This is a genomic window from Micromonospora sp. AMSO1212t, from assembly GCF_008868145.1.
Lineage (GTDB): Bacteria > Actinomycetota > Actinomycetes > Mycobacteriales > Micromonosporaceae > Micromonospora > Micromonospora tulbaghiae.
The window spans coordinates 90,255-112,151 of sequence record NZ_WBKS01000004.1; the positions used below are offsets into that span (position 1 = coordinate 90,255).

16 protein-coding genes and 1 riboswitch are annotated in these 21,897 nt (G+C 73.0%); of the genes, 7 read left to right on the plus strand and 9 right to left on the minus strand.

The window, feature by feature from the left end:
• The first annotated feature begins 81 nt into the window (after positions 1-81).
• Complete coding sequence (locus F8279_RS02285; RefSeq protein ID WP_151498947.1) at positions 82-1,272, plus strand: glycosyltransferase family 39 protein; 1,191 nt, start codon at positions 82-84, stop codon at positions 1,270-1,272.
• 4 nt (positions 1,273-1,276) lie between these two features.
• On the opposite strand, the gene F8279_RS02290 is transcribed toward F8279_RS02285, so the two are convergent.
• A complete protein-coding gene (locus F8279_RS02290) occupies positions 1,277-3,178 on the minus strand; it encodes a hypothetical protein (RefSeq protein ID WP_151498948.1) in 1,902 nt (633 codons plus the stop codon).
• A gap of 279 nt (positions 3,179-3,457) precedes the next feature.
• Between F8279_RS02290 and F8279_RS02295 the strand changes: the two genes are divergently transcribed.
• Both F8279_RS02295 and F8279_RS02300 read left to right on the plus strand, forming a co-directional pair.
• On the plus strand, positions 3,458-4,900 hold the full coding sequence (locus F8279_RS02295) for a glycosyltransferase (protein WP_151498949.1): 1,443 nt from the start codon (positions 3,458-3,460) through the stop codon (positions 4,898-4,900).
• Complete coding sequence (locus F8279_RS02300) at positions 4,897-7,047, plus strand: glycosyltransferase family 1 protein (RefSeq protein WP_225853083.1); 2,151 nt, start codon at positions 4,897-4,899, stop codon at positions 7,045-7,047. The genes F8279_RS02295 and F8279_RS02300 overlap by 4 nt, the downstream gene beginning before the upstream one ends.
• A 66-nt stretch (positions 7,048-7,113) precedes the next feature.
• Here F8279_RS02300 and F8279_RS02305 read toward each other — a convergent pair whose 3' ends face one another.
• The 5 genes from F8279_RS02305 to F8279_RS02325 form a co-directional block, all read right to left on the minus strand.
• Positions 7,114-8,733 carry a glycosyltransferase family 4 protein gene (locus tag F8279_RS02305; RefSeq protein ID WP_151498950.1) on the minus strand — a complete coding sequence of 540 codons (1,620 nt, stop codon included), beginning with the start codon at positions 8,731-8,733 and terminating at the stop codon, positions 7,114-7,116.
• 49 nt (positions 8,734-8,782) lie between these two features.
• Positions 8,783-10,465, minus strand: coding sequence for a glycosyltransferase family 4 protein (locus F8279_RS02310; protein ID WP_151498951.1), 1,683 nt, complete (start codon positions 10,463-10,465; stop codon positions 8,783-8,785).
• Entirely contained in the window at positions 10,462-11,493 is a 1,032-nt protein-coding gene (locus F8279_RS02315; protein ID WP_091423607.1) for a Gfo/Idh/MocA family protein, read from the minus strand. The genes F8279_RS02310 and F8279_RS02315 overlap by 4 nt, the downstream gene beginning before the upstream one ends.
• 56 nt (positions 11,494-11,549) lie before the next feature.
• Complete coding sequence (locus tag F8279_RS02320; protein ID WP_091423604.1) at positions 11,550-12,659, minus strand: DegT/DnrJ/EryC1/StrS aminotransferase family protein; 1,110 nt, start codon at positions 12,657-12,659, stop codon at positions 11,550-11,552.
• Positions 12,660-12,810: 151 nt separating this feature from the next.
• Positions 12,811-13,443, minus strand: coding sequence for a TetR/AcrR family transcriptional regulator (locus F8279_RS02325; RefSeq protein WP_151498952.1), 633 nt, complete (start codon positions 13,441-13,443; stop codon positions 12,811-12,813).
• 155 nt (positions 13,444-13,598) lie between these two features.
• Between F8279_RS02325 and F8279_RS02330 the strand changes: the two genes are divergently transcribed.
• The 4 genes from F8279_RS02330 (at position 13,599) to F8279_RS02345 (ending at position 18,598) form a co-directional block, all read left to right on the plus strand.
• Complete coding sequence (locus F8279_RS02330) at positions 13,599-14,501, plus strand: ABC transporter permease (protein WP_013285260.1); 903 nt, start codon at positions 13,599-13,601, stop codon at positions 14,499-14,501.
• Entirely contained in the window at positions 14,494-15,294 is an 801-nt protein-coding gene (locus F8279_RS02335; protein ID WP_091423599.1) for an ABC transporter ATP-binding protein, read from the plus strand. The genes F8279_RS02330 and F8279_RS02335 overlap by 8 nt, the downstream gene beginning before the upstream one ends.
• 105 nt (positions 15,295-15,399) lie before the next feature.
• The gene (locus F8279_RS02340) at positions 15,400-16,902 is read left to right on the plus strand and encodes a bifunctional cytidylyltransferase/SDR family oxidoreductase (RefSeq protein ID WP_091423596.1); all 1,503 of its coding nucleotides are present in this window, start codon (positions 15,400-15,402) and stop codon (positions 16,900-16,902) included.
• A 19-nt stretch (positions 16,903-16,921) separates the two neighbouring features.
• Positions 16,922-18,598, plus strand: a complete 1,677-nt coding sequence (locus tag F8279_RS02345) for a CDP-glycerol glycerophosphotransferase family protein (protein WP_151498953.1) — start codon at positions 16,922-16,924, stop codon at positions 18,596-18,598.
• Positions 18,599-18,604: 6 nt separating this feature from the next.
• Here F8279_RS02345 and F8279_RS02350 read toward each other — a convergent pair whose 3' ends face one another.
• The 3 genes from F8279_RS02350 to F8279_RS02360 all read right to left on the minus strand — a co-directional run bounded on the left by F8279_RS02350 (position 18,605) and on the right by F8279_RS02360 (position 21,774).
• Positions 18,605-19,351 (minus strand): alpha/beta fold hydrolase, encoded by a 747-nt coding sequence (locus F8279_RS02350; protein ID WP_091423591.1) that lies wholly within the window; start codon positions 19,349-19,351, stop codon positions 18,605-18,607.
• A gap of 161 nt (positions 19,352-19,512) precedes the next feature.
• Positions 19,513-20,364, minus strand: a complete 852-nt coding sequence (locus tag F8279_RS02355; RefSeq protein ID WP_192580602.1) for a C39 family peptidase — start codon at positions 20,362-20,364, stop codon at positions 19,513-19,515.
• 193 nt (positions 20,365-20,557) lie between these two features.
• Positions 20,558-20,700: riboswitch (cyclic di-AMP (ydaO/yuaA leader) on the minus strand.
• Between the two features lie 309 nt (positions 20,701-21,009).
• On the minus strand, positions 21,010-21,774 hold the full coding sequence (locus F8279_RS02360; protein ID WP_151498955.1) for a hypothetical protein: 765 nt from the start codon (positions 21,772-21,774) through the stop codon (positions 21,010-21,012).
• Between the last annotated feature and the right edge of the window lie 123 nt (positions 21,775-21,897).

The window sequence follows — 21,897 nt, forward strand, 5'->3', positions numbered from 1 at the left end:
CTCCGGGTCGTTCGCCGGGTCGCCGGCCGCGCCACGCGGGCCCTCCGGACAATCGCAGCTCAGCGCGAACGGGACCGCACAATGGACGTGGTGACCACCGAGGAACCCAGCCGGCCCGCACCAGCCCCGCAGACCGGGCCGGACACAGCCGGCCGCGCCCGGCCCGGCCCCGTCCGGCGGCTGCGCGACGCCGTCCGGGACGCGGCGCCCGCGCTGGCGTTGTACGCGGTGATCCGGCTGATCGGCGTGGCCGTCGTCTACCTGTGGGCCCGCAGCGTCGACGTGTCGCCCGTCGCGCAGCTCACCCGGGCCGACGGCAACTGGTACCTCGGGATCGTCCAGCACGGCTACGACGGGTACGAGAAAACCCAGAGCAACATGGCGTTCTTCCCGCTCTACCCGGGCCTGACCGCGGCCCTGGAGCGACTCTCCCCGTTCAGTCCGCGCCAGTCGGCGCTGGTCGTGGCGTGGCTGGCCGCGCTGGCCGCCGCCTGGGGCCTGTACGCCATCGGGAAGCACCTGCACGACAGGCGTACCGGCATCCTGCTCGCCGCGCTCTGGGGCGCCGTGCCGCACGCCGTCGTCGAGTCGATGGGCTACAGCGAGAGCCTGTTCACCGCGCTGGCCGCCTGGACGCTGTACGCGCTGCTGCGCCGGCACTGGGTCACCGCCGGTGTGGTGTGCCTGTTCGCCGGCCTGACCCGGCCCACCGCCTCGTCGCTGATCCCGGTGGTGGGGCTGGCCGCGCTGCTGGCGGTCGTCAAGCGGCGCGACGGCTGGCGGCCCTGGGCGGCGCTGCTGCTCGCCCCGGCCGGCTGGCTGGGCTACCTGGCCTGGGTGGGCACCCGGACCGGCCGGCCGGACGGCTGGTTCCACATCCAGTCCGCCGGGTGGGGCACCACGTTCGACTTCGGCGTCTACACCGTCGACCGGGGCCAGCAGGCGCTGGCCCAGGTGGCCGCGTTGCCGCTGCTGGTGGTCACAGTCGTGGCGCTGGTGGCGATCATGTTCTTCGTGTTGAGCGCGATCGACCGGCAGCCGTGGCAACTGCTGCTCTACAGCGGCCTGATGCTCGTCACCACGCTGGGCGCGGCCGGCTACTACCACTCCAAGGCGCGGTTCCTGCTGCCGGCGTTCCCGCTGCTGCTGCCGGCCGCCGTGGGCCTGGCCCGGGCCGGATGGGCCCGGGCCGGCACGGTGCTGGTCACGATCGTCGCGTTCTCCGCCTACTTCGGCGGCTACCTGCTCCTGATCTGGACGAAGTCGCCGTGACCGGTCAGCGGGTGAACGGCCGGACGTCCCACACCCAGACGTCCTCGACCCGCTCCCCCGGGCCGTACAGCGCGTCCAGCACGGTCTTCAGGTCGTCGTGGCGGCGGGCGCCGCGGTCGGGCAGCACCACGGCGTCGGCCTTCCAGTAGCGGACGTCCGCGCGCGCCCGGTCGACGTCGGCCTGGCCGACAGTGGTGTCCCGCTCGCCGAGCGAGACGGCGGTGAGCAGCTTCGCCGTGGGCTGCGGGTCGACGCCCCAGCGGCCGGTGTTGTCGGTGGCGGACACCGGCGCGAGGAAGTAGCCCTCGGGGACGGCGAAGCCGGCCACCGCTGCGGAACTCCAGTACAGCGACGTCATGCCGTTCACCGGCACGGGCACCAGCGTGCGGCCGGGCGCCACGTGGTCACGCCAGGTGCCGGCGGTGACGAAGTCCGGCACCGGGGTGCGGCCCTTCGCGTCCAGCGGCATCGGCAGGATCGGCAGGATCGCGGCGGCCACCGCGACGGCACCGACGCGGGCGGCCAGCCGGCCGGCCGGTTCGGTCCGGCGGGCGGCGAGCCGGTCACCGGCGACCGCCAGCAGCACACCGAGCGCCACCGTGGTGATCAGCGCGAACCGGGACACCACCACGGAGTCGAACACGGGCAGGTTCTGCACCAGGGCGAACGGCGCGGGGACGTCGGTGCGACGGGTGCCGACGGTCCAGGTGGTGCCGATGGAGAACAGCGCCGACACCAGGCCGACGGCCCCGAGCACCCGGACCGTGGTCTCCCGCCGCAGCCACCAGAGCACCCCGGCCGCGAGCACCACCAGGGACCAGCCGTAGAAGCTGGCCTGCTCGGTGGTGTTCGGCGCCCAGCCGATCGCGCTGGTCGGGCCACCGGCGATCGACTTGGTGGCGAACTGGACGAACGAGCCGAGCTTCAGGGCGTAGATGTCCGGCGTGCCGGGGTGGCCGACCCGGTGCTGCGGACCGGCGAACTGCATCCACAGCGGGTACGCCGCCGCTGCCGACACGAGTACGGCGGTGATCGCCAGACCGGACAGCAACGGGCGCAGCCGGCGTACCGCGTCGCGGGGCCGGAAGACGAGGTAGGCCAGGACCAGCATCAGGCAGCCGAGCGCGGTCAGGAAGAGGATCTCCAGGCTGATGAAGAACTGGGCCACCACCAGCCCGCCCAGGATCAGGCCGTCGCGGATCACCCGCTCGCCGCGGGACAGCGCGACCACCCGCCAGACGATGAACGGCACCAGCCACTGCGCGGTGATGTGCGGGTGGCCGTTGCTGTGCGAGATCAGCGCGGGGGCGAAGGCGCAGAACAGCCCGCCGACGAACGCGGCGGCCCGGGAGTCGACCACGTGGCGGGACAGCACGTGGTACCAGGCGTACCCGGTGCCGGCCAGGTTCAGCGTGATGAACAGCAGATAGGAGAAGGACGCGCCGAAGAGCAGGGTGACCGGCGTGAGCACCAGGCCGGGCAGCTGCATCCCGACGTTCGTCATCAGGTTCACGCCGGCCGGGGCGTTCTGGAGCGTGGTGAAGAACGGGTTCTCCAGGTTGGTGACCGCGTGCGCCGCGTACGCCAGCATCCACTCGTTGAAGCCCTGGTCGTTCGGGCGGCTGCCGAGCAACCGGCCGTCGTAGTCGCGCCAGCCGCGGGCGGTGACCCAGAACGCCCCGGCGAGGTAGATCAGCGCCACCAGCGCGTCGGCCCGCCGCCACCGGCCGCCGCGCCGCTTTTCGGCCGCGGTGTCCGGCTCCGGCTGCTCCGGCTGCTCCTGAACCCCGGTCGTCGCCGGGCTCGGGGCGGACGGCCCCGGATCGGACGAGTCGTCGGCCGCGGGCCCGTCTCCGCCGGTGGGGGCGGGCTCACGGTCGCGGGTGTCGGGCGCAGGCGCGGTCATGGCGTAGGAGTCTACGAAAGCGGAGGCCGCGGTCGAGGACCGGCCGAGACGGCGTGTCCGGCGGCCGGGACCTCCGGCGACGGCGCCGTGGTGATCCGGGGCACGGCACACCCGCCGGCCGGCCGGCGGCGGCAGGTCCGGCGCGCGGAACGGCGTTATTGTAGTGTCCGCACGCGCTCCGGCGGTCGTTACGCGGCCACCGGCACAGCAGGTACCGGGTCCGGCCGAGCCGTCCAGGCCGCGACACGGCATCTCCCCACCTCCCCAGGATCGGAATCGATGAACAACGGGCGAACTCTCTGGGACTCGTTGAAACTCCCCCGGCCGCGACGGTCCGGGTCCCGGCCGCACATGGTCTACCTCGCGATCGGCTTCCCACCGGCGGCCAAGAGCTGCGCCTACCGCATGCGGGAGACCGCCAACCAGTTCGCCGCCGCGGGCTGGGACGTGACCGCGGTCACCATTGCCGACGAGGCCTGGGAACGGGAGTACGGGCTCGACCACACCCTCTCCCAGGGGGTGGATCCCAGCGTCCGCGTGGTGAAGCTGCCGCTGTTCCGGGACGACCTCGAGACCGACATCCGCACGTTCACCGAGCAGCGTGCCCTGGCGCACAAGGACTACCTGGCCGACCTGCGCAAGCAGAACCTCAAGGTCTTCCCCGAGCCGGTCTTCGGCGGCTGGCGTCCGGCGCTGGAGAAGGCCCTGCTCCGGATCCACCGGGAGCGGCACGTCGACCTGCTGGTGACCACCTGCGCGCCGTACGTCAACCTGTCCGCGACCTGGAAGCTGTGGGAGACGCACCGGGTGCCGTACGTGGTGGACTTCCGCGACGGCTGGTCGGTCGACGTGATCAACAACGGTGAGGCGTTCACCCGGGAGTCGGTCTCCGGGCAGTGGGAGATCAAGCTCCTCACCAACGCCGTCGCCATCTGGAACGTGAACGAGCCGATCTCCCGCTGGTACCGCGAGCGCTATCCGGAGCTGGCGCACAAGATGCGGGTCGTGCGCAACGGCTACGACGCGGCGAGCATCCCGGCCCAGGTCCGCCCCGCCCCGCCGGACCGGCCGCTGACCTTCGGCTACCTCGGCGCGCTGAACCTCCCCGTACCGCTGCTGAGCGCCGTGCTCGAGGGCTGGCGCACGGCACGCGCCCAGGACCCGGCGCTGGCCGACGCCCGCTTCGAGGTGCGGGGCCACATCGGCGCCGCCTGGGCGCGCGGCGACAACGCGCACGCCGAGCTGCTCAAGGCCGCCGCCGTCGACGGCGTGCTGGTCGGCGGCTCGGTGCCCAAGGCCGAGGTGGTCGACCTCTACTCCCGCTGGGACGCGGTGGTGCTGATGGTGACCGGTGGCCGGTACATGACCTCCGGCAAGGTCTACGAGTACATGGCGACCGGCCTGCCGGTGGTCTCCGCTCACGAGGCCGACCACGACGCCTCCACTGTGCTGTCCACCTATCCCCTCTGGACCGGCGCGGTCGGGCTGGACCCGGCCGAGCTGACCGGCGCCTTCCGGCGGGCCGCCGCGATGGCCCGTACCGCCGACGCGGCCGAGCGGGAGAAGGCCCGCGCCGAGGCACGGCAGTACGCCCGCGAGGAGCAGCTCATCCCCGCCGTCCGGGAGGTGACCGAGCTGGTGCTGGGCGCCGGCGGTCCGGCCGGCACCCCACAGCCCTCCCCCGCCGGCGCGCGCGTCCTGGCCCGAGAAGGTAGGTCATGATCGAGGTCCTGATGGTTATGGGCACCGTCCCCGGGCGGGTGGCGGTCCTGACCGACGCGCTCCAGCAGTTCCACGACCGGGGCGTCACCGTACGGGTGGCCACCACCTTCGATCCGGTGGAGAAGATCCCGGCGGCGACCGAGCTGGCCGAGGTGCACCTGCTGCCCACCGCCACCGAGCTGGGCCCCCGCTTCGGCCGGGCGGTCAAGCGGGCGGCCCCGGCCCGGCGCCCGTGGCTGCGCGCCCAGCGCGACCCGTGGGTACGCCGGCACGCCAAGCGGGCCGACGTCCTGGTCGCGCTCGACGCGCAGGCCCTGCACACCGTCTGGCAGCTCGCGCAGCGCTACCGGCGGGCCGACGCCGTCTACGGCATCGCCCCGGCGCTGCGGGCGGTGGAGAAGCGGTCCGCCGACCCGGCGCGCTACCGCCGGCCCCGGCTGAACACCGTCGGCCCGGCCCCGACCGTGCTGGCGAGCGCCACCCGCAACCAGACCGTCGACCTGGCGAAGCGGGTGTTCGAGATGAGCACCGGCAAGCGGGCCATGAAGCTCGGCCCGGTGCGCTGGTTCTGGCAGGGCGCCGTCACGGCGCCCGGCCTGCCGGAGCGGCACCGCGGCAAGATCGCCCGGCGGGTCACCGGCAACATGCTCAAGACCGGGCACGGCGCCAGCGCGAAGCGGCTGGCGCTGGCGGCGCAGGGCCGGCTGAAGAGCCCGGCGACCAAGGGGCAGCTCCTCGGCCCGATCGTGGACGCGGAGCTGGGCCAGGGCAAGGTGCCCGAGCACCTGATGACAGTGGTGCGGGGTCAGCTCAAGCTGGCCGACGGTTTCCTCAAGAAGCGCAACCCGGGCAAGGCCGCTCCGCACGTGCTGCGCGCGTTCAACCTGATGTTCCACCGGATCGTGCAGTTCGACGGAACCACCTCGCCGCTGGCCGAAGACCCGGAGAAGTTCCTCGCGCCGCTGCACAACAGCGAGGCCGGCCGGGCGATGGCGACGCCGCGCGGGCGGCAGAGCCCGGCGGCGTTCCCGCCCGCCGGCCGGCCGCACCGGATGCTCTTCTTCACCGGGCTGAACGACAACTTCCTCGGGCCGATCCTGGAGCGCTACGAGGCGATGCCCGGGGTGGAGGTCCGCCGGCTGAACCTGATGGAGGAGTCGATCCTCCCGGTGCTCAGCAACGGCCGCACCAACGTGGCGCTCCACATGCTCGCCGGGGCCTCCAAGCGGGCCGGGGAGGTCCAGGAGGCCTGGGGCCCTCACCTGGAGTGGGCGGACACGGTCTTCGTGGACTGGTGCAACCTCGGGGCCGCGATGCTGACGATGATCGACCCGGGCACCACCCGGGTGATCGTCCGCCTGCACAGCTTCGAGGCGTTCAGCTGGTGGCCGCACCTGACCGACTGGTCGCGTGTGGACGACGTGGTCTTCGTCTCCGAGCACCTGCGCGACCTGGCGCTGGCCGCGGTTCCGCGGCTGCGCGCGCCGCAGGGGCCCCGGACCCACATGATCAGCAACGCGATGGACCTGCACCGGTACGTGGCGCCGAAGGTCTCCGCCGACAGCCGGTTCACGCTCGGGCTGGTCGGGTTGAGTTCGCTGGCGAAGGACCCGCGCTGGGCCCTGGCGGTGCTGCGGGAGCTGCGCCGGCACGACGAGAGGTACCGCCTCAAGCTGGTCGGCGACGACCTCAACCCGGAGCTCAGCCCGGCCGTCGCGGCCTACGTCCGGGAACTCGACGCCGAGCTGGCCGAGCTGGAGCCGTCCGGCGCGGTGGTGCGGACCGGCCGTACCGACGACGTGCCCGGTGCGCTCACCGACGTCGGGGTCATCCTCAGCACCTCGCTGCGGGAGAGCTTCCACTGTGCGCTCGTCGAGGGTGCGGCCAGCGGCGCGGTGCCCGTCGTGCGCGACTGGCCGTTCTTCGCCGGCCGCCCGCACAGCGCCCGGAGCCTGTTCCCGAGCGACTGGGTGGTGGGTACGCCGCAGGAGGCCGCCGAGCGGATCCTGGCCCTCACCGCCGCCGAGGAGGTCTGGCGTGAGGCGGGCCGGGCCGCGGCATCGCACGTGCTGAGCACCTGGGACTGGTCGGTGACGCAGAAGGACTTCGACCGGCTGCTGCTGGAGCCGCCGGCCACGTCCGCCTGACCGCCGTACACGTGATCGGCCGGCTCCCCCGCACGGGGAGCCGGCCGAACCGTTTCGTGCCGGCGGTCAGCGCGAGGTGGCCGCGTACTCCCGCTCGTCGCCGGGGCGCCGGGACGCCGGCGGACGCGCCCCGCTCGCGGCGGAAGTGCCCAGCAGCGAGCCGTACAACTCGTCGAGGATCCGGGCCTGGGCCTCCCAGGTCCAGCCCTCCAGCAGGCCGGGCTTGTCGTAGGCGGCCCGGTAGCGCTCCGGGTCGGCGAGCACGGCCCGGACGGCCCGGACGTAGTCGGCCAGATCCTCGGCGGTGAACACCTCGCCCTGCCCGGTGGCCCGCGCGGTCTGCGCCATGGTCTTCACGTCGCTGACCACGATGGGCAGCCGGGCGTGCGAGTACTCCAGGAACTTCGTGATCAGCGCCAGCTCGTGGTTGGGCTTGTGGTGGATCGGGATGACCCCGGCGTCCGCGCCGGACAGGAACGGCACCACCTGCCAGTGCGCCACGTACGGCAGCAGGTGCACGCGGTCCGCGACGCCGAGTTCGGCGGCGCGCTCCCGCAGCGCCTCGGAGAACTGGTTGTCGCCGTTCGGGTTCATGGTCACGAACGCGACGTGCACCTCGGGCAGCTCCGGCAGCGCCTCCACCATGATCTGGCAGCCGCGGCTCGGGTTCACCGCGCCGGAGTAGACGAGCACCGGCGTACCGTCGTCCACGCCGCACAGCGCCCGCAGGTCCGGCACGTCGCCGTCGGCCTCGGCCGGCGGCGCCATCGGCGCGTTGAGCACCACGGCCGGCCGGTCGGGCAGGCCGTGGGTCTCCTGGAGCAGGTCGGCGAGCGTGTCGGAGACGGTCACCACGGCGTCCGGGTAGGCGGCGTACTCGGCCGTGTAGGCGATCTGGGCCGGCAGCCAGCGCGGGTTGTCGGCCCGGCCGGTGATGCCGCCGACGAACTCGTGGGCGTCCCAGACCAGCTTGGTCCGACGGCCGGCGGCCCGGGCCCGCAGCGTCGCCCGCGCCCCGATGCCGAGCATCCGGAAGTCGTTGGCGTGGATGATGTCCGGCTTGAGTTCGTCGAGCGTCCTGCGGAAGGCCAGTTCGAAGTCCCACAGGCCCGGGTCCAGCCGGCGCCAGGCGCGGTCGCCCAGCAGCCCTTGCCAGAACCGCACGGGCAGGCGGCTGAACAGCGCCTCCGGGTCGGTCTGCGCCTTGCGCAGGCGGCGGGTCTCGCCGCTGCGGAAGCGCACCCAGCGGGCGAGCGCGGTGGCGGCGGCGCGGGACGGCAGCTGGGCCGCCCGTCCCACGGCGGCCGGAAGCCCTCCGCCCAGCGCCTGGGCGCGGACGCGGCGCTCGTACAGATCGGCCTGCCACGCCTTGATCTCCTGGACCCGGTAGGCGGCCTTGGTGGTCGAGGCGTACGCCAGCGGCCGGCGCAGCGACCGGCTGTACTCCCGGGGCAGCCGGTGCAGCGGCTTGGGCACCCGCAGCAGCCGCACCTCGGCGCCGCCGATGCGCCAGGTGTCGACGTCGGAGCGGGCGTTGCGGATGCCGAGGAGGAAGACCTCCCAGCCGGCGTCGGCGGCCGAACGCGCTGCCTTCTGCACCCGGGAGTCGCCGTGGACGCCGTTGTCGACCAGCATCACCACCCGGCCCCGGGTCGGTCGGGCATCGCTGTTAGCGCCAGCTTGCATCGGGTGTTTCTCCTCGTTGACGGTGCGGCGTGGGTGGTGGGTGGGCTGGTCACCGGAGGAAGGCGTCGAAGACCTCGGCGGTGCGTCGCCCGTCGTGGTGGTCACGGACGTAACGGGTGCCCTCCGCGGCCAGTGCGACAGCGGCGGGCCTGTCGTCGAGCAGCGACTCGATGGTCTTGACGAGCGTGCCGGGGGTGGCGTTGGCGATCGGCGGCTGGACCCCGGCGGCCCGGTGCGGCCCCTCGGTGAGGTATGCCACAACGACCCGGCCGGCGGCCATCCCCTCGCAGGAGAAGGTGCCGTAGCTGCCCATCACCAGCTGGTCGACCACGATGTCGCACTCCTGCACCTGGCGCCGCATCTCGTGGTGCGGCAGCCCTTCCACCAGGCGCAGTTCGATGATCCGTCGATCGTGCAGCTCCTGCAACCGGGGCAGGAGCCGGTCGGTGCCCTTGGTCCACCGCTTCGACGGCGCGTGCAGCACCACCGGCCGGGCGCGTTCCAGCACCGGGCGGTCGCACGCCCAGGCGTCCACGTCGACGATCAGCGGCGCCCAGGTGGCGGACGGCACGTCGTCCAGCAGGTCGGGCGTGGTCACGAAGAACGGCAGGCCGCTCTCCTCGGCGGTGCGCCGGTTCCGCTCGGCCACGGTGGTGAGCTGCCCGATCAGGTCCTCCGGGGCGTCCCGGAACGCGGACTCGGCGTGCCGCTCCAGGTGCGCGCCCGGGTGGCGGATCTCGCTGCCGTGCGCCAGCAGCGCGACCTTGAGCCGGGCCCGGCGCAGCGCGGGCAGGTCCGCGGCGATGTCGTCGCCGTTGGCCCGGCCGAGCACCGGGCGGAACGCGTCCACGATCAGGTGGGTGTACCAGCCGAGTACCCGCTCGGCCCGCGCGATCTGCACGTCGAGCCGGTGTTCGCCGGGGTAGTTCAGGTAGCGGTCGGCCGGGTAGCGGTAGGTGGCCGGTGGCTTGGCCATCACCAACTCCACGCCGACGTCGGCGCGGGCGGCGGTGATCGCCACCGCCAGGGCGGAGAGCTGCCCGGCGTAGTTCGCCGTGCCCAGCCCCAGCCGGATCGGCCCGGCGCCGAGCGGACGCCAGGGGCCGGGTGTGCCGGCCTCGATCGGCGCGACCGGCGGCTCCTGCGTCGGCGGCGTCTCGTCGCCGCCGCGCTGCCGGGCCCGCTCCACCGCCCTGGTGAACGAGGGCAGCGAGCCGGGCGCGAAGAGGTCGCCGCCGCCGTGCCGGGCCAGGTGCTCGCGCGCCGCCCGGCTGTCGGCGGCGACCACCCGCAGCCCGGCGGCGAGGAAGGTGTCCAGCAGGTCGAGGCCGGCGTCCGGGTCGAACCCGAACACCGCCACGTCCGCCGGGGCGACGAACGCGGCCGTCACGGTACGCGGGCGCGGCACCACGTGGACCCGGCGGCGCGCCTTGCCGGCGCGGCGGACCAGGTCCTGGGCGGCCGCCTGCTCCGCCGCGTCGCAGACCAGCGCCAGGTGGAACTCGGGCAGCCGGGCCAGCGCGCGCAGCACGCCGTCCAGCGCCCGGTCGCCGGTGATCCCGCCGGCGTGCACCAGCAGCGGCGTGCCGGCGGGGAGTTCACACAGTTCGCGTACCGAAGGGGTCTGCCAGGGCCGCGCGCCGGCGGCGGCCCGGCGGAGCGCGATGCGCCACCGCCGGGGAATCCGCCGCCGTACCGCGGAGACCGTCCGCCGTACCGGCGCCGGGCTCATCGCAGTGCCGGCTCCGCGTCGCTGCCGCTGGCCGCGACGGACACGACCTTGCCGTCGGCGGACGACTCCAGCAGGGCGGCCGCGACCTGCACGGTACGCAGACCCTGCCGCAGCGTGACGATGTCGCTCTGCTTGCCCTCCACCGCGTCCCGGAAGCGCTCGTGCTCGACCAGCAGCGGCTCCCGCTTCGGGATGGCGTAGCGAACCATGTCGCCCTCGGCCACGCCGCGGAACGCGCGCAGCGCCTCCCACTCGGTGTCGATGGCGGCGTTGGCGTAGAACGTCAGGTCGGCGGTGAGCGTGTCGGCCACGAAGCAGCCCTTGTCACCGGTGACCACGGTCGACCGCTCCTTGAGCGGGCTGAGCCAGTTCACCAGGTGGTTGACCATGGTGCCGTCGGCGAGCTGGCCGACCACGGCGACCATGTCCTCGTGCAGCCGGCCGCTGCGCGAGACGGTGCGGGCAGCGACCGAGCTGTACTGCTGGCCGGTCACCCAGGCGGTCAGGTCGATGTCGTGGGTGGCCAGGTCCATCACCACGCCGACGTCGGCGATCCGGTGCGGGAACGGGCCCTGGCGCCGGGTCACGACCTGGAACACCTCGCCCAGCTCGCCCGCCTCCAGGCGGGTACGCAGGCTCTGCAGCGCCGGGTTGTAGCGCTCGATGTGACCGACGCCGGCGACCAGGCCGGCGTTCTCGAACGCCTCGACCAGACGGGTGGCCGCGTCGACGGACTGGGCGAGCGGCTTCTCGATGAGCGCGCAGACGCCGTTGGCGGCCAGCTCCATGCCGATCGGCTCGTGCAGCGCCGTCGGGCAGGCCACCACCGCGTAGTCGACGCCGAGGGCGAGCAGGTCGCTCAGCTCGGGTACGACGGGCGCGCGCAGCGTGCCGGTAACGTCGCCGGCCGGGTCGACCACGCCGACCAGCTCGACGCCGTCCAGGTTGGACAGCACGCGGGCGTGGTTACGGCCCATCGCGCCGAGGCCGATCAGGCCGGCCCGCAGCTTCCGTCCGCCGTCGCTCACTGAGCTCTCCTTCGTTCGCGACTGCGGGGCTCGCAGACCCGGCTCACTCCTCGCGCTCACCGAGCACCGCCGGCCAGGTTCGCGCCCTCGGCGATCCGCTCCAGCTCGGCCTGGCTCAGCGACGGGTGCACCGGCAGCGAGACCACCTCGGCGGCGGCCCGCTCGGTCTCCGGCAGGTCCCAGGGGCCGGGCTTGCCGTCGGCGGTGAGGTACGGCTTGAGCCGGTGGATCGGGGTCGGGTAGTAGACCGCGTTGCCGATGCCCAGCTCGGTGAGGCGGGCCTGGGCGGCGTCGCGGTCGCCCCGCACCCGCACTGTGTACTGGTGGTAGACGTGCTTGGCGCCGTCGGCGACCGGCGGGGTCACCATGCCGGTGATCGCCGAGTCGAGGAACTTGGCGTTGGCGCGGCGCTGCTCGGTCCACTCGGCGAGCTGGGTGAGCTGCACCCGGCCGATCGCGGCGGCCACGTCGGTCATGCGCATGTTGGCGCCGACGATCTCGTTGGCGTACCGCTGCTCCATGCCCTGGTTGCGCAGCAGCCGCAGGGTGCGGGCGAGGTCCGCGTCGGCGGTGCTGATCATGCCGCCCTCGAGGGAGTGCATGTTCTTCGTGGGGTAGAAGCTGAAGCAACCGGCGGTGCCGAACGCGCCGACCGGGGTGCCGTTGCGCTCGGCGCCGTGCGCCTGCGCGGCGTCCTCGACCACGGCGAGGCCGTGCTGCTGCGCGATCTCCATGATCCGGTCCATCGCGGCCGGGTGGCCGTAGAGGTGCACCGGCATGATCGCGACGGTCTTCGGCGTGATGGCGGCGGCGACCGCCTCCGGGTCGACGCAGAAGCTGCCCGGCTCGATGTCCACGAAGACCGGCTCGGCGCCGACCAGCCGGACCGCGTTGCCGCTGGCGGCGAACGAGAACGACGGGACGATGACCTCGTCGCCCGGGCCGAAGCCGAGCGCCATCAGCGTCAGCTGGAGCGCGGAGGTGCCGGAGTTGACAGCGACGCAGTGCCGGCCGCCGACGACGTCGCCGAACTCCTCCTCGAACGCGGCGACCTCGGGGCCCTGCACGACCCGGCCGCTCCGCAGCACCCGGACGGCCGCCTCGATCTCGGCTTCGCCGATGATCGGCCGTGCGGGGGGAATGAACTCTGGATGCGGCCCGGCCATGGGGCTTCCTCCTGTCGACGCGTGGTTCATGAGAGACATTTCGGGGGATGGTACCGGTCTGTCGGGAAAACCAGCCGGTTGCACTGATTGTCCGACCGGATGTGACCTTCTGTTCATGATCGACGACGGCCCTCCGGGGGCGGCCCGGGGTTCAGACTTCCACCTCGTCGCGTACAGGCCCCACGCATGCTACCCGCAGCGCGGCGACGATCGCGGCCGCCATCCGGGGCACCTCGGTGGACTCCAGCGGGGCCCGGGAGATCGCCATCCGCCAGTAGACCGGACCGACGATGAGATCGACGGCGGCGCGCCGGTCGGTGTCCGGGGACAGCTCACCGCGCTCGACTGCCCGGCCGATCAGGATCCGCCCGATGGCCTGCTGGTAGTCGTCCAGGGCGGCCTGCAACTTCTCCGCGATCTGCGGGTTGCGGGCGGCCTCGGCCAGCAGGTCCGGGATGATCTGCGCGGCCAGCCGGTGACGCAACGCGCGCGCCATCACGTGCAGCAGGATCTCCAGGTCACCGAGGAGGCTGCCGGTGTCCAGCAGCGGGATGTTCCGGCCCGCCACCGCCGAGACCATGTCCAGCACCAGGTCGAGCTTGGAACGCCAACGGCGGTAGATGGCGGTCTTGCTCACACCGGCCCGGCGGGCCACCGCCTCGATGGAGAGGCGACCGTAGCCCACCTCGGCCAATTCCTGCATCACGGCGGCGCGGATGGCACTGGTGATCTCCCCGCGCAGCACCGCCGCGCCGGCCGGGGCACGCCTCTTCTCGGTCGTCACGTGGAACAATGTAGCGCAACGACGGTACGGTTGCGTCCCGACGTTCGGTGGACTACCTTCCATGCAGCAGCGAGGCGGCTCCTCCCCGCCCGGCCACGCTGGATCTCTTTCACCGCACTGCTCCCCATCAGCACGAAAGATCGGAGCGCCTGAACATGGCCAACACCGCGGTGGCCGACCCCGAATCCGGACTGACCCGGGCCCAGCTGGCCCAGCGGTACGGGCTACGGGTGGCCGGGGAACGACCCGCCCTGGGTGAGTACGCCCGCAGGTTGTGGGCGTACCGGCACTTCATGACCGCGTACTCGCGGGCGAAGGTCGCCTCCTCGCTGAGCAACACCCAGCTCGGTCAGCTCTGGCAGGTGCTGACACCGCTCACCAACGCGGCGGTCTACTTCCTGATCTTCGGCGTGATCCTGGCCCAGCACCGGAACGTGCCGAACTTCATCGCGTACCTGTGCACCGGCATCTTCATCTTCATCTTCACCCAGACCGCGGCGTCCAACGGCACCAGCGCGATCACCGGAAACCTGGGCCTGATCCGGGCGCTCCAGTTCCCGCGGGCCGCGCTGCCGATCACCGTGACGCTGGTCCAGCTCCAGCAGCTGCTCATGTCGATGGTCGTGCTCGCCGCGATCGTGCTGCTGACCGGCGAGCCGATCACCTTCCGCTGGGTGCTGATCGTCCCCATGCTGCTTCTCCAGACGATCTTCAACGTCGGGCTGAGCATGGTGATGGCCCGCCTCGGCTCCAAGGCCACCGACCTCAAGCAGGTCATGCCGTTCGTGATGCGCACCTGGCTGTACGCCTCGGGCGTGCTCTACCCGGTGGCGCTCATCCGCGAGCACCTGCCGAACTGGGCGGCGAACATCCTGGAGTGGAACCCCCCGCTGGTCTTCATCGAGCTGGCCCGCTACGCGCTGCTCGACTCGCACCAGCCCAACCTGATCAGCTCCCCGCTGAAGCTGTGGGCGATGGGCCTGTTCTGGGCGGTCGTGATGGGCATCGGCGGGTTCGTCTACTTCTGGCGCGGAGAGAAGGAGTACGGCCGTGGCTGAGCAGACCCTGCCGCTGAACGCCGGCCCGGTGACCGACTCGGGTCGCGTCCCCACAGTGGTGGTGGACGACGTGCACGTGATCTACCGGATCCACAAGGGCGCGAGCGGCGGCACCACCCCGGTCTCCGCGCTCAAGCGGATCGTCTCCCGCACCAAGGCGCCGAACATCCGCGAGGTGCACGCGGTCAAGGGCGTGAGCTTCACCGCGTACGAGGGTGAGGCGATCGGCCTGATCGGCAGCAACGGCTCCGGCAAGTCCACACTGCTGCGCGCCATCGCCGGGCTGCTCCCGCCGGCCCGCGGCGCCGTCTACACCCAGGGCCAGCCGTCGCTGCTCGGCGTGAACGCCGCGCTGCTCAACGACCTGTCCGGCGAGCGCAACGTGGTGCTCGGCTGCCTGGCCATGGGCATGCACCCGGACGAGGTCAAGAAGATCGCCCCGGAGATCATCGAGTTCTCCGGGATCAACGAGCGCGGTGACTTCGCCTCGCTGCCGATGCGCACCTACTCCTCCGGCATGGGCGCGCGGCTGCGCTTCGCGATCTCCTCGGCGAAGAAGCACGACGTGCTGCTCATCGACGAGGCGCTGGCCACCGGCGACCGCAAGTTCCGGGTCCGCAGCGAGCAGCGGGTCCGGGAACTGCGCGACAGTGCCGGCACGGTCTTCCTGGTCAGCCACTCGATCGGCTCGATCCGGGACACCTGCGAGCGGACCATCTGGCTGGAGAGCGGCGTCCTGAAGATGGACGGCCCCACCAAGGAGGTCTGCGACGCGTACGAGAACCAGAAGTAGCGCTTCTGGAGCGCACCGCACCGGGTTCCGCCCGGAGCGGTGCGCTCCCGCGTACGCGTTAAGGTTTTCGGATCCATCCCCTTTCACCCAGAGTGAGGTACGGCAATGACGCAGGACCACACCACCGCACCGGACGCCGCGCCGGCGAGCCCGGCACCCTGGCGCCCCGCGCGTACGGTGGCCGTGATCCTCGCCGGGGGGACCGGCACGCGCCTCGGGCTGGGCATCCCGAAGCAGCTCCTCAAGATCGCCGGTAAGCCGATCATCGAGCACACCCTCGCCGTCTTCGAGGCCGCGCCGGAGATCGACGAGATCATCGTGCTGATGGCCACCGGTCACGTCGACGACGCGCGGCGCATCGTCGCCGGCGCCGGCTTCCGCAAGGTCACCAAGGTGATCGAGGGTGGCGAGACCCGCAACGACACCACCCGGATCGCGCTCGACGCGGTCGGCGAGGGCGACGTCAACATCCTCTTCCACGACGCGGTCCGCCCGCTGGTCAGCGCCCGGATCGTGCGCGAGTGCGTGAACGCGCTCTGGACGTACTCGGCCGTGGACGTGGCCATCCCGTCCGCCGACACGATCGTCCAGGTGGACGCGGACGACTGCATCACCGACATCCCGGTCCGCTCCCGGCTGCGCCGCGGCCAGACCCCGCAGGCGTTCCGCTCCGGCACCATCCGCGAGGCGTACCGCCGCGCCGAGGGCGATCCCGACTTCGCCGCCACCGACGACTGCGGCGTGGTGCTGCGCTACCTGCCCGGCACGCCGATCAAGGTGATCGACGGCTCGGACGAGAACATCAAGGTCACTCACCCGGTCGACGTGCACCTGGCCGACAAGCTTTTCCAGCTCGCCGCCGCCCAGGCGCCCCGCCTGACCGACCACCGCAGCTACGCCGAGGAGCTGACCGGCCGGACCATCGTGGTCTTCGGCGGCAGCTACGGCATCGGCCACGACCTGGCCGAGCTGGCCCGCGGCTACGGCGCCCAGGTCTTCCCGTTCAGCCGCTCCACCACCGGCACGCACGTCGAGCGCGCCGAGGACGTGACCGCCGCGCTGAAGACCGCGTTCGAGGCGACCGGCCGAATCGACCACGTGGTGGTCACCGCCGGCATCCTGGAGAAGGGCGCGCTCGCCGAGATGGACTCGGAGACGATGGACCGTCTCCTGCACGTCAACTTCGTCGGCCCGGTCACCATCGCGCGCCAGTCCCTGCCGTACCTGCAGCAGACCAAGGGCCAGCTGCTGCTCTACACGTCCAGCTCGTACACCCGGGGCCGGGCCCGCTACGCGCTCTACTCGGCCACCAAGGCCGCGCTGGTCAACCTGACCCAGGCGCTCGCCGACGAGTGGGCCGAGTTCGGCGTACGGGTCAACTGCGTCAACCCGGAACGCACCGCCACCCCCATGCGGACGCGGGCGTTCGGCGAGGAGCCGGAGCACACGCTGCTCTCCTCCGAGGCGGTCGCGCAGGCGTCCCTAGACGTGCTGATCTCCGAACTGACCGGTCAGGTGGTCGACGTGCGCCGGTCCCCCGGCGAGCAGGTGGCCGCCGTACCGGCCCAGCCGGGCCCGCACCGGTCCGAGCTGTCCGCCGACGCCTGAACCCGACGGGACGTACCAGATGCGTGGTGACCTGGTCCGCAAGCTGCTCGCCCGGGTGCTGACCACCGGGCTGGCGGTGCTGGCCTTCCTCGTCGTGGCGCTCACCGGGGCGACCGGCTGGGGCCTGGCCCTGGCCGTCGCGGCGCTCGCCGCGACCGCCTGGGAGCGCCGGGTCCGGCCGTCCGCCGACGGTCTCGCCGAGACGGTGCTCGTCGCCGCCGGCATCCTCGTCGGCTACGCGCGGCGGCTCGACGACGGCTTCGACCCGGCGCTGGCCGCCACCGCGCTGGTCCTGCTCGGGCTGGTGCTGCTGGTCGGGCCGCTGCGGCAGGCCGGCGCGCTGGAGATCCGGGCGGCGAACCTTCCGGTCCGCACGTGGACACCGGTCGTCGCCGCCCGGCTCGGCGACGCGCTGCTGGTGCTGCTCGCCGTGGTGGCGCTCGCCGCCGCCCTGGCGCTGCCCGCCTGGACGGCGCTCGTCGCCGCGCTGCTCGTCGGCGCCGGCTGCGGGGCGGTCGCGCTGGACCTCGCCCGGCGCCGGTTCCGCCCGCCCGCCGGAGGTGGCCCGGTCGGCCGCGCGCTGCGCCGTCACCAGCCCGAGTTCGTGCTGCACTTCTCCGCCCCGCCCGGCTCCGAGTACCAGGTCACCATGTGGCTGCCGTACCTGGAGCGGATCGGCCGCCCGTTCGTGGTGGTGCTGCGCGAACCGGAGCTCCTGCCCGCGGTGGCCGCCGCCACCCGCGCCCCGGTCGTCCTCTGCCCCACGCTGAAGGCGCTCGACGAGGCGCTGGTGCCGAGCCTGCGGGTGGCGTTCTACGTCAACCACGGCGCGAAGAACGCCCACGTGATCCGGTTCAACCAGCTCACCCACGTGCAGCTGCACCACGGCGACAGCGACAAGGCCCCGAGCGCCAACCCGGTCTCGGCCATCTTCGACAAGATCTTCGTGGCCGGGCAGGCCGCGATCGACAGGTACGCCCGCGCCGGCGTGGAGATCCCCGCCGACAAGTTCGTCGTGGTCGGCCGCCCCCAGGTCGAGGCCATCGAGGTACGCCGGGAGCCGGTCACCGCACCGGCGCACCCCACGGTCCTCTACACCCCGACCTGGACCGGGCACCACGCCGACGCCAACTACTGCTCGCTGCCGGTGGCCGAGACGCTGATCCGCCGGCTGATCGACCGGGGCGCCGCGGTGGTCCTGCGCGCCCACCCGTACACCGGCAAGAACCCGGCCTCGGCCCGCCAGCTCGCCCGGCTCACCGAACTGCTCGCCGCCGACCGGGCGAAGACCGGCCGGCCGCACCTGTGGGGCGCCGCCGCGAGCCGCGAGCTGACGCTCACCGAGTGCGTCAACCGCGCCGACGCGCTGGTCTCCGACGTCTCCGGGGTCATCTCCGACTGGCTCTACTCCGGCAAGCCGTACGCGGTCACCGACACCGGCGCCGACGGCGAGCACTTCGTGGAGCGGTTCCCGCTCGCCGCGTCCGGCTACGTGCTGCGGCGCGACATGTCCAACGTGGACGTAGTGCTCACCGACCTGCTCGACGCCGACCCGAAGGCGGCACAGCGCTGGGCGGCGCGTACCCGTTACCTGGGCGACTTCCCGGCCGACGCCTACGCCGAGGCGTTCCTCACCGCCGCCCGCCGCGAACTGGAACCCGACTGGGCGGTCCCGGCGCCGCGCGCCGAGGTGTAGGCCCGCTCAGAGGTACGGGTCGAGCAGGGCGAGCACCGCCTCCGGATCCTCGACGTGCGCGTTGTGGCCCAGCCCCGGCAGCGTGGCCACCGGCACGCCCAGTTCCTTGAGCTGCGCGTCGGTCACCATCGGGTCCGTCTCGCCCCGGGCCAGCAGCACGGGCACATCGGTGGCGGCCAGCAGGGACGGCAGCCGGGGTTCCCCGACGGCGAACGCGGCCGGGTCCATCGCGAGCCGCCAGCGACCGTCCACCCGGCGCAACCCCGCCTCCACCACCGGGTGGTCCGGTGCGAACAGCCCGGCGAGCCCGGACACGCGCAGGTAGCGGCGGGCCGCCTCGTCGCGGGTGGCGAACCAGGTGACCGGCCGGGCGGCCAGCTCCTCCGACTTGGCCAGTTCGGCCGGGGACCAGACCGCCTTGATGCCGAGCCCGACCACCCCGTCAACCGGAAGCCCTCGCCGCCGGGCGGCCAGCGCCAGCGCCACCACCCCGCCGAGCGAGTGCCCGAGCAGCACCAGCCGGTCGTCGGGGCCGAGCCGGACCGGGCCGAGTCCGTCCACCACGCGCTGCGCCACGGCCTCGAACGAGTAGCCGTCGAGCGGCGGCGACCAGCCGTGTCCCGCCAGGTCGGGGGCGAGCCAGCGGCCGGGCCAGCGGCGTTCCAGCAGCGGCGCCCAGGGCAGCCACACCTCGCCGGTGGCACCCATGCCGTGCAGGAGAATCAGATGCCGCTTCCCCGTCGCGTCGCCCATTGGCGCAGTCTGCCACCGCCCGCACACGACACGCGAGACCGAACCCACCGAGCCGGCGCCCCACCAGCCCGTCGATCTTGCAGTTACGGCCCGCGGGATGCCCGGATTGCCCGTTGCAACGGGGCCACAACTACAAGATCAGCGGGGCGGGCGGGCGGGACTCAGGCGGAGTAGCCGCGCGTGGAGACCCAGTGTGCCAGGTCGATCGTGGTGACCCAGTACGAGGGCAGCGACGGGTCGGCCGAGTCGGCGATGCGTACGGCCCGGCCGTCGTTCTTGTAGCCGACCACCGCGACGTAGTGGCCGCCCGGGAACGAGTGCCAGCCGCCGTTGGTGTCGGTGGCGGTACCGGCGACGTTCGCGACGACCCCACGGCCGTTGTTGATCGCCTCGACCACGTCGGCCTGGAGCCGGTCCATCTGGGCCGGGGTGGCAGTGCCGGGAATCATGCGGGTCCGGTACGGGTTGCCCTTGACCTGCTGGTTGAGCACCCGGGTGGTGTCCTCGGCCGAGTTGGTGCCCATCTCGGTGGTGCCGAGAGGGCCGGCGAGCGCGTCCTGGCTGCGCTCGATGCCGGCGGCGCTGAGCGCGTTGCGCACGGCAGCCGGACCGCAGTAGAAGTAGTTGATCTGCGCCTGGTAGTCGTAGTCGAGCGACTTGCTCGACGGCGGCTTCGGCTTGGCCTTCGCCGTGGTGTCCGGGTCGGCCGCCTTCTTCGACGGGGAGGCGCTCGGCGACGCGCTGGGCGCGGCGGAGGCGCTGGGCGACGCCTGCGGCACGGCGATACGGGCCTCGCCGCGGCTGGCGGGCTGCTCGCCGAGGCGGGCGGCGCCGAGATCGGCGACCGCCGCGGTGTTCTCCTGGACCGGGGCGTCGTCACCGGCGGCGGCGACGGTGCCGGCACCGGCGGCCAGCACGAGCGCGGCGGCCGATCCGGCGATGATCTGGTACGGGCGTTCGGTGACGATCCGTCGCAGCTGACGCTTCAGGTGGTGCTTCACGAAATCCTCCACGGGGCGTGAGCGGCACACGCCGGCCCGGCACGCGGAGGAGCTCACACGTGCTGGCGGGGCCGGATGGCCGGGGGATCGGGAACGCCCGTGATGCCGGGCGCCCAGGGGGCGGTTGCCGGTCGCGCGTCAGGCGAGCGCGGGCACCGCGGTGCCGTGGAGGCGGGGGGACGATCGAGGGGTGGGCAAGAGGGGTAACTCCTTCCGTGGCCGCCGACCGGGTTAGCTGACGGATTCGGGCGGGAAGTACGCCCTACCGCGGGCCGTAGGCTCGCGGATTCACCCCGATGTTGCTCATGGGTCCCCGGTTCGTGGAACTCGATTAGGCGGGTCGGTGCGGCGTCGCCGTCGGCGATCGATTACCGCATCGGACGCGCCGACACTACCGGTGGGTATGTCCCATGCCAAGCGCTCCCACCTGCGTAAACGTGATCCGCGGTAACAGATTTCGGAACACCCGGTTACTGACTTCACTCAATGGGACAAGCAGTTTCGACGGCGCCCGACGGCGGAAACAGGACAGACGGCGAGCAGCCGACCGGCAATTGCGCGACTCGATGACCCGTTCTGTGCCCCGCGCCCGATTCGGTGACCCGGGTGACCGGGCTCACCATATTCCGGGTAACGATTCGGTCGAGACGAGGCGTGTCAGCCGACCCGGGCCGGGCGCCACCGCGCGTTCCGGACCGCAGCGGGCACCGGCAGGGCGCTCGTCGTCGCACTCCGGTACGGCAGAGCGGGCCGCAGGGCCATGGTTGCCGCGTACGCCTCGGCGGCGAGCGTCCGGGCGGCCTCGGCGGCCAGTTCCGCGTCCCGCCAGGCCGTCCGTTCCCGCGCGGCGGCGCGCTCCCATCCGGCCCGGCGCCCGTCCCTGACCGTGCGGGCCAGCACGATCTCCTGCTCGGCCGGGTGCCGGCGCGGATCCCACCCGTTGCGGTGCGCCAGCACGTCGGCGAGCTGACGGGCGGTCAGGTCGCCCCGCCAGTGCGCCGACATGGCGGCGTGGTGCAGCCAGCGCTCCCGGGCCGCGTACTCGCCCGGGGTGCGCGGGGTGCGCGGGGCGCCCAGCGCGGCGGCGCCGGCCAGGCGGCGGGCGGCGCTGTCCGCCTCGTCGTACGCGGTCCAGGCCCGGTCCGCCTCGTCCTGCGCGGCAATCCACTGCTCCCGGCGGCGACGGGCCGTCTGGGCGGCCCCGGCGGCGGCCACCGCCACCTCCTCGGCGTAGCGGACCAGATCGTCGCGGCGGACGGCGTCGGCGTCGGCCGGTTCGGGGGCGGCCTCCGGCTCGGGGTCGCGTTCCGGCCGGGCGACGAGCGCGGCGAGCAGGCCCAGGGCGAGCAGCAGCAGGAAGGACCAGATGGCGGCGGCCTCGGGCACCGCGGTGAGGAAGTGGTACAGAGCGGTCTGCGACATGGTCGGCACCTCACGGGAAGAACCTGCGGGAGGACCCGCACGACCTCGCCGGGGCGGGCCGGTGGAACGGGCCGCCGGGGCGGGTGCGGGGATGACGTTCGGTGGGTGCGGTGAACGGGCGCG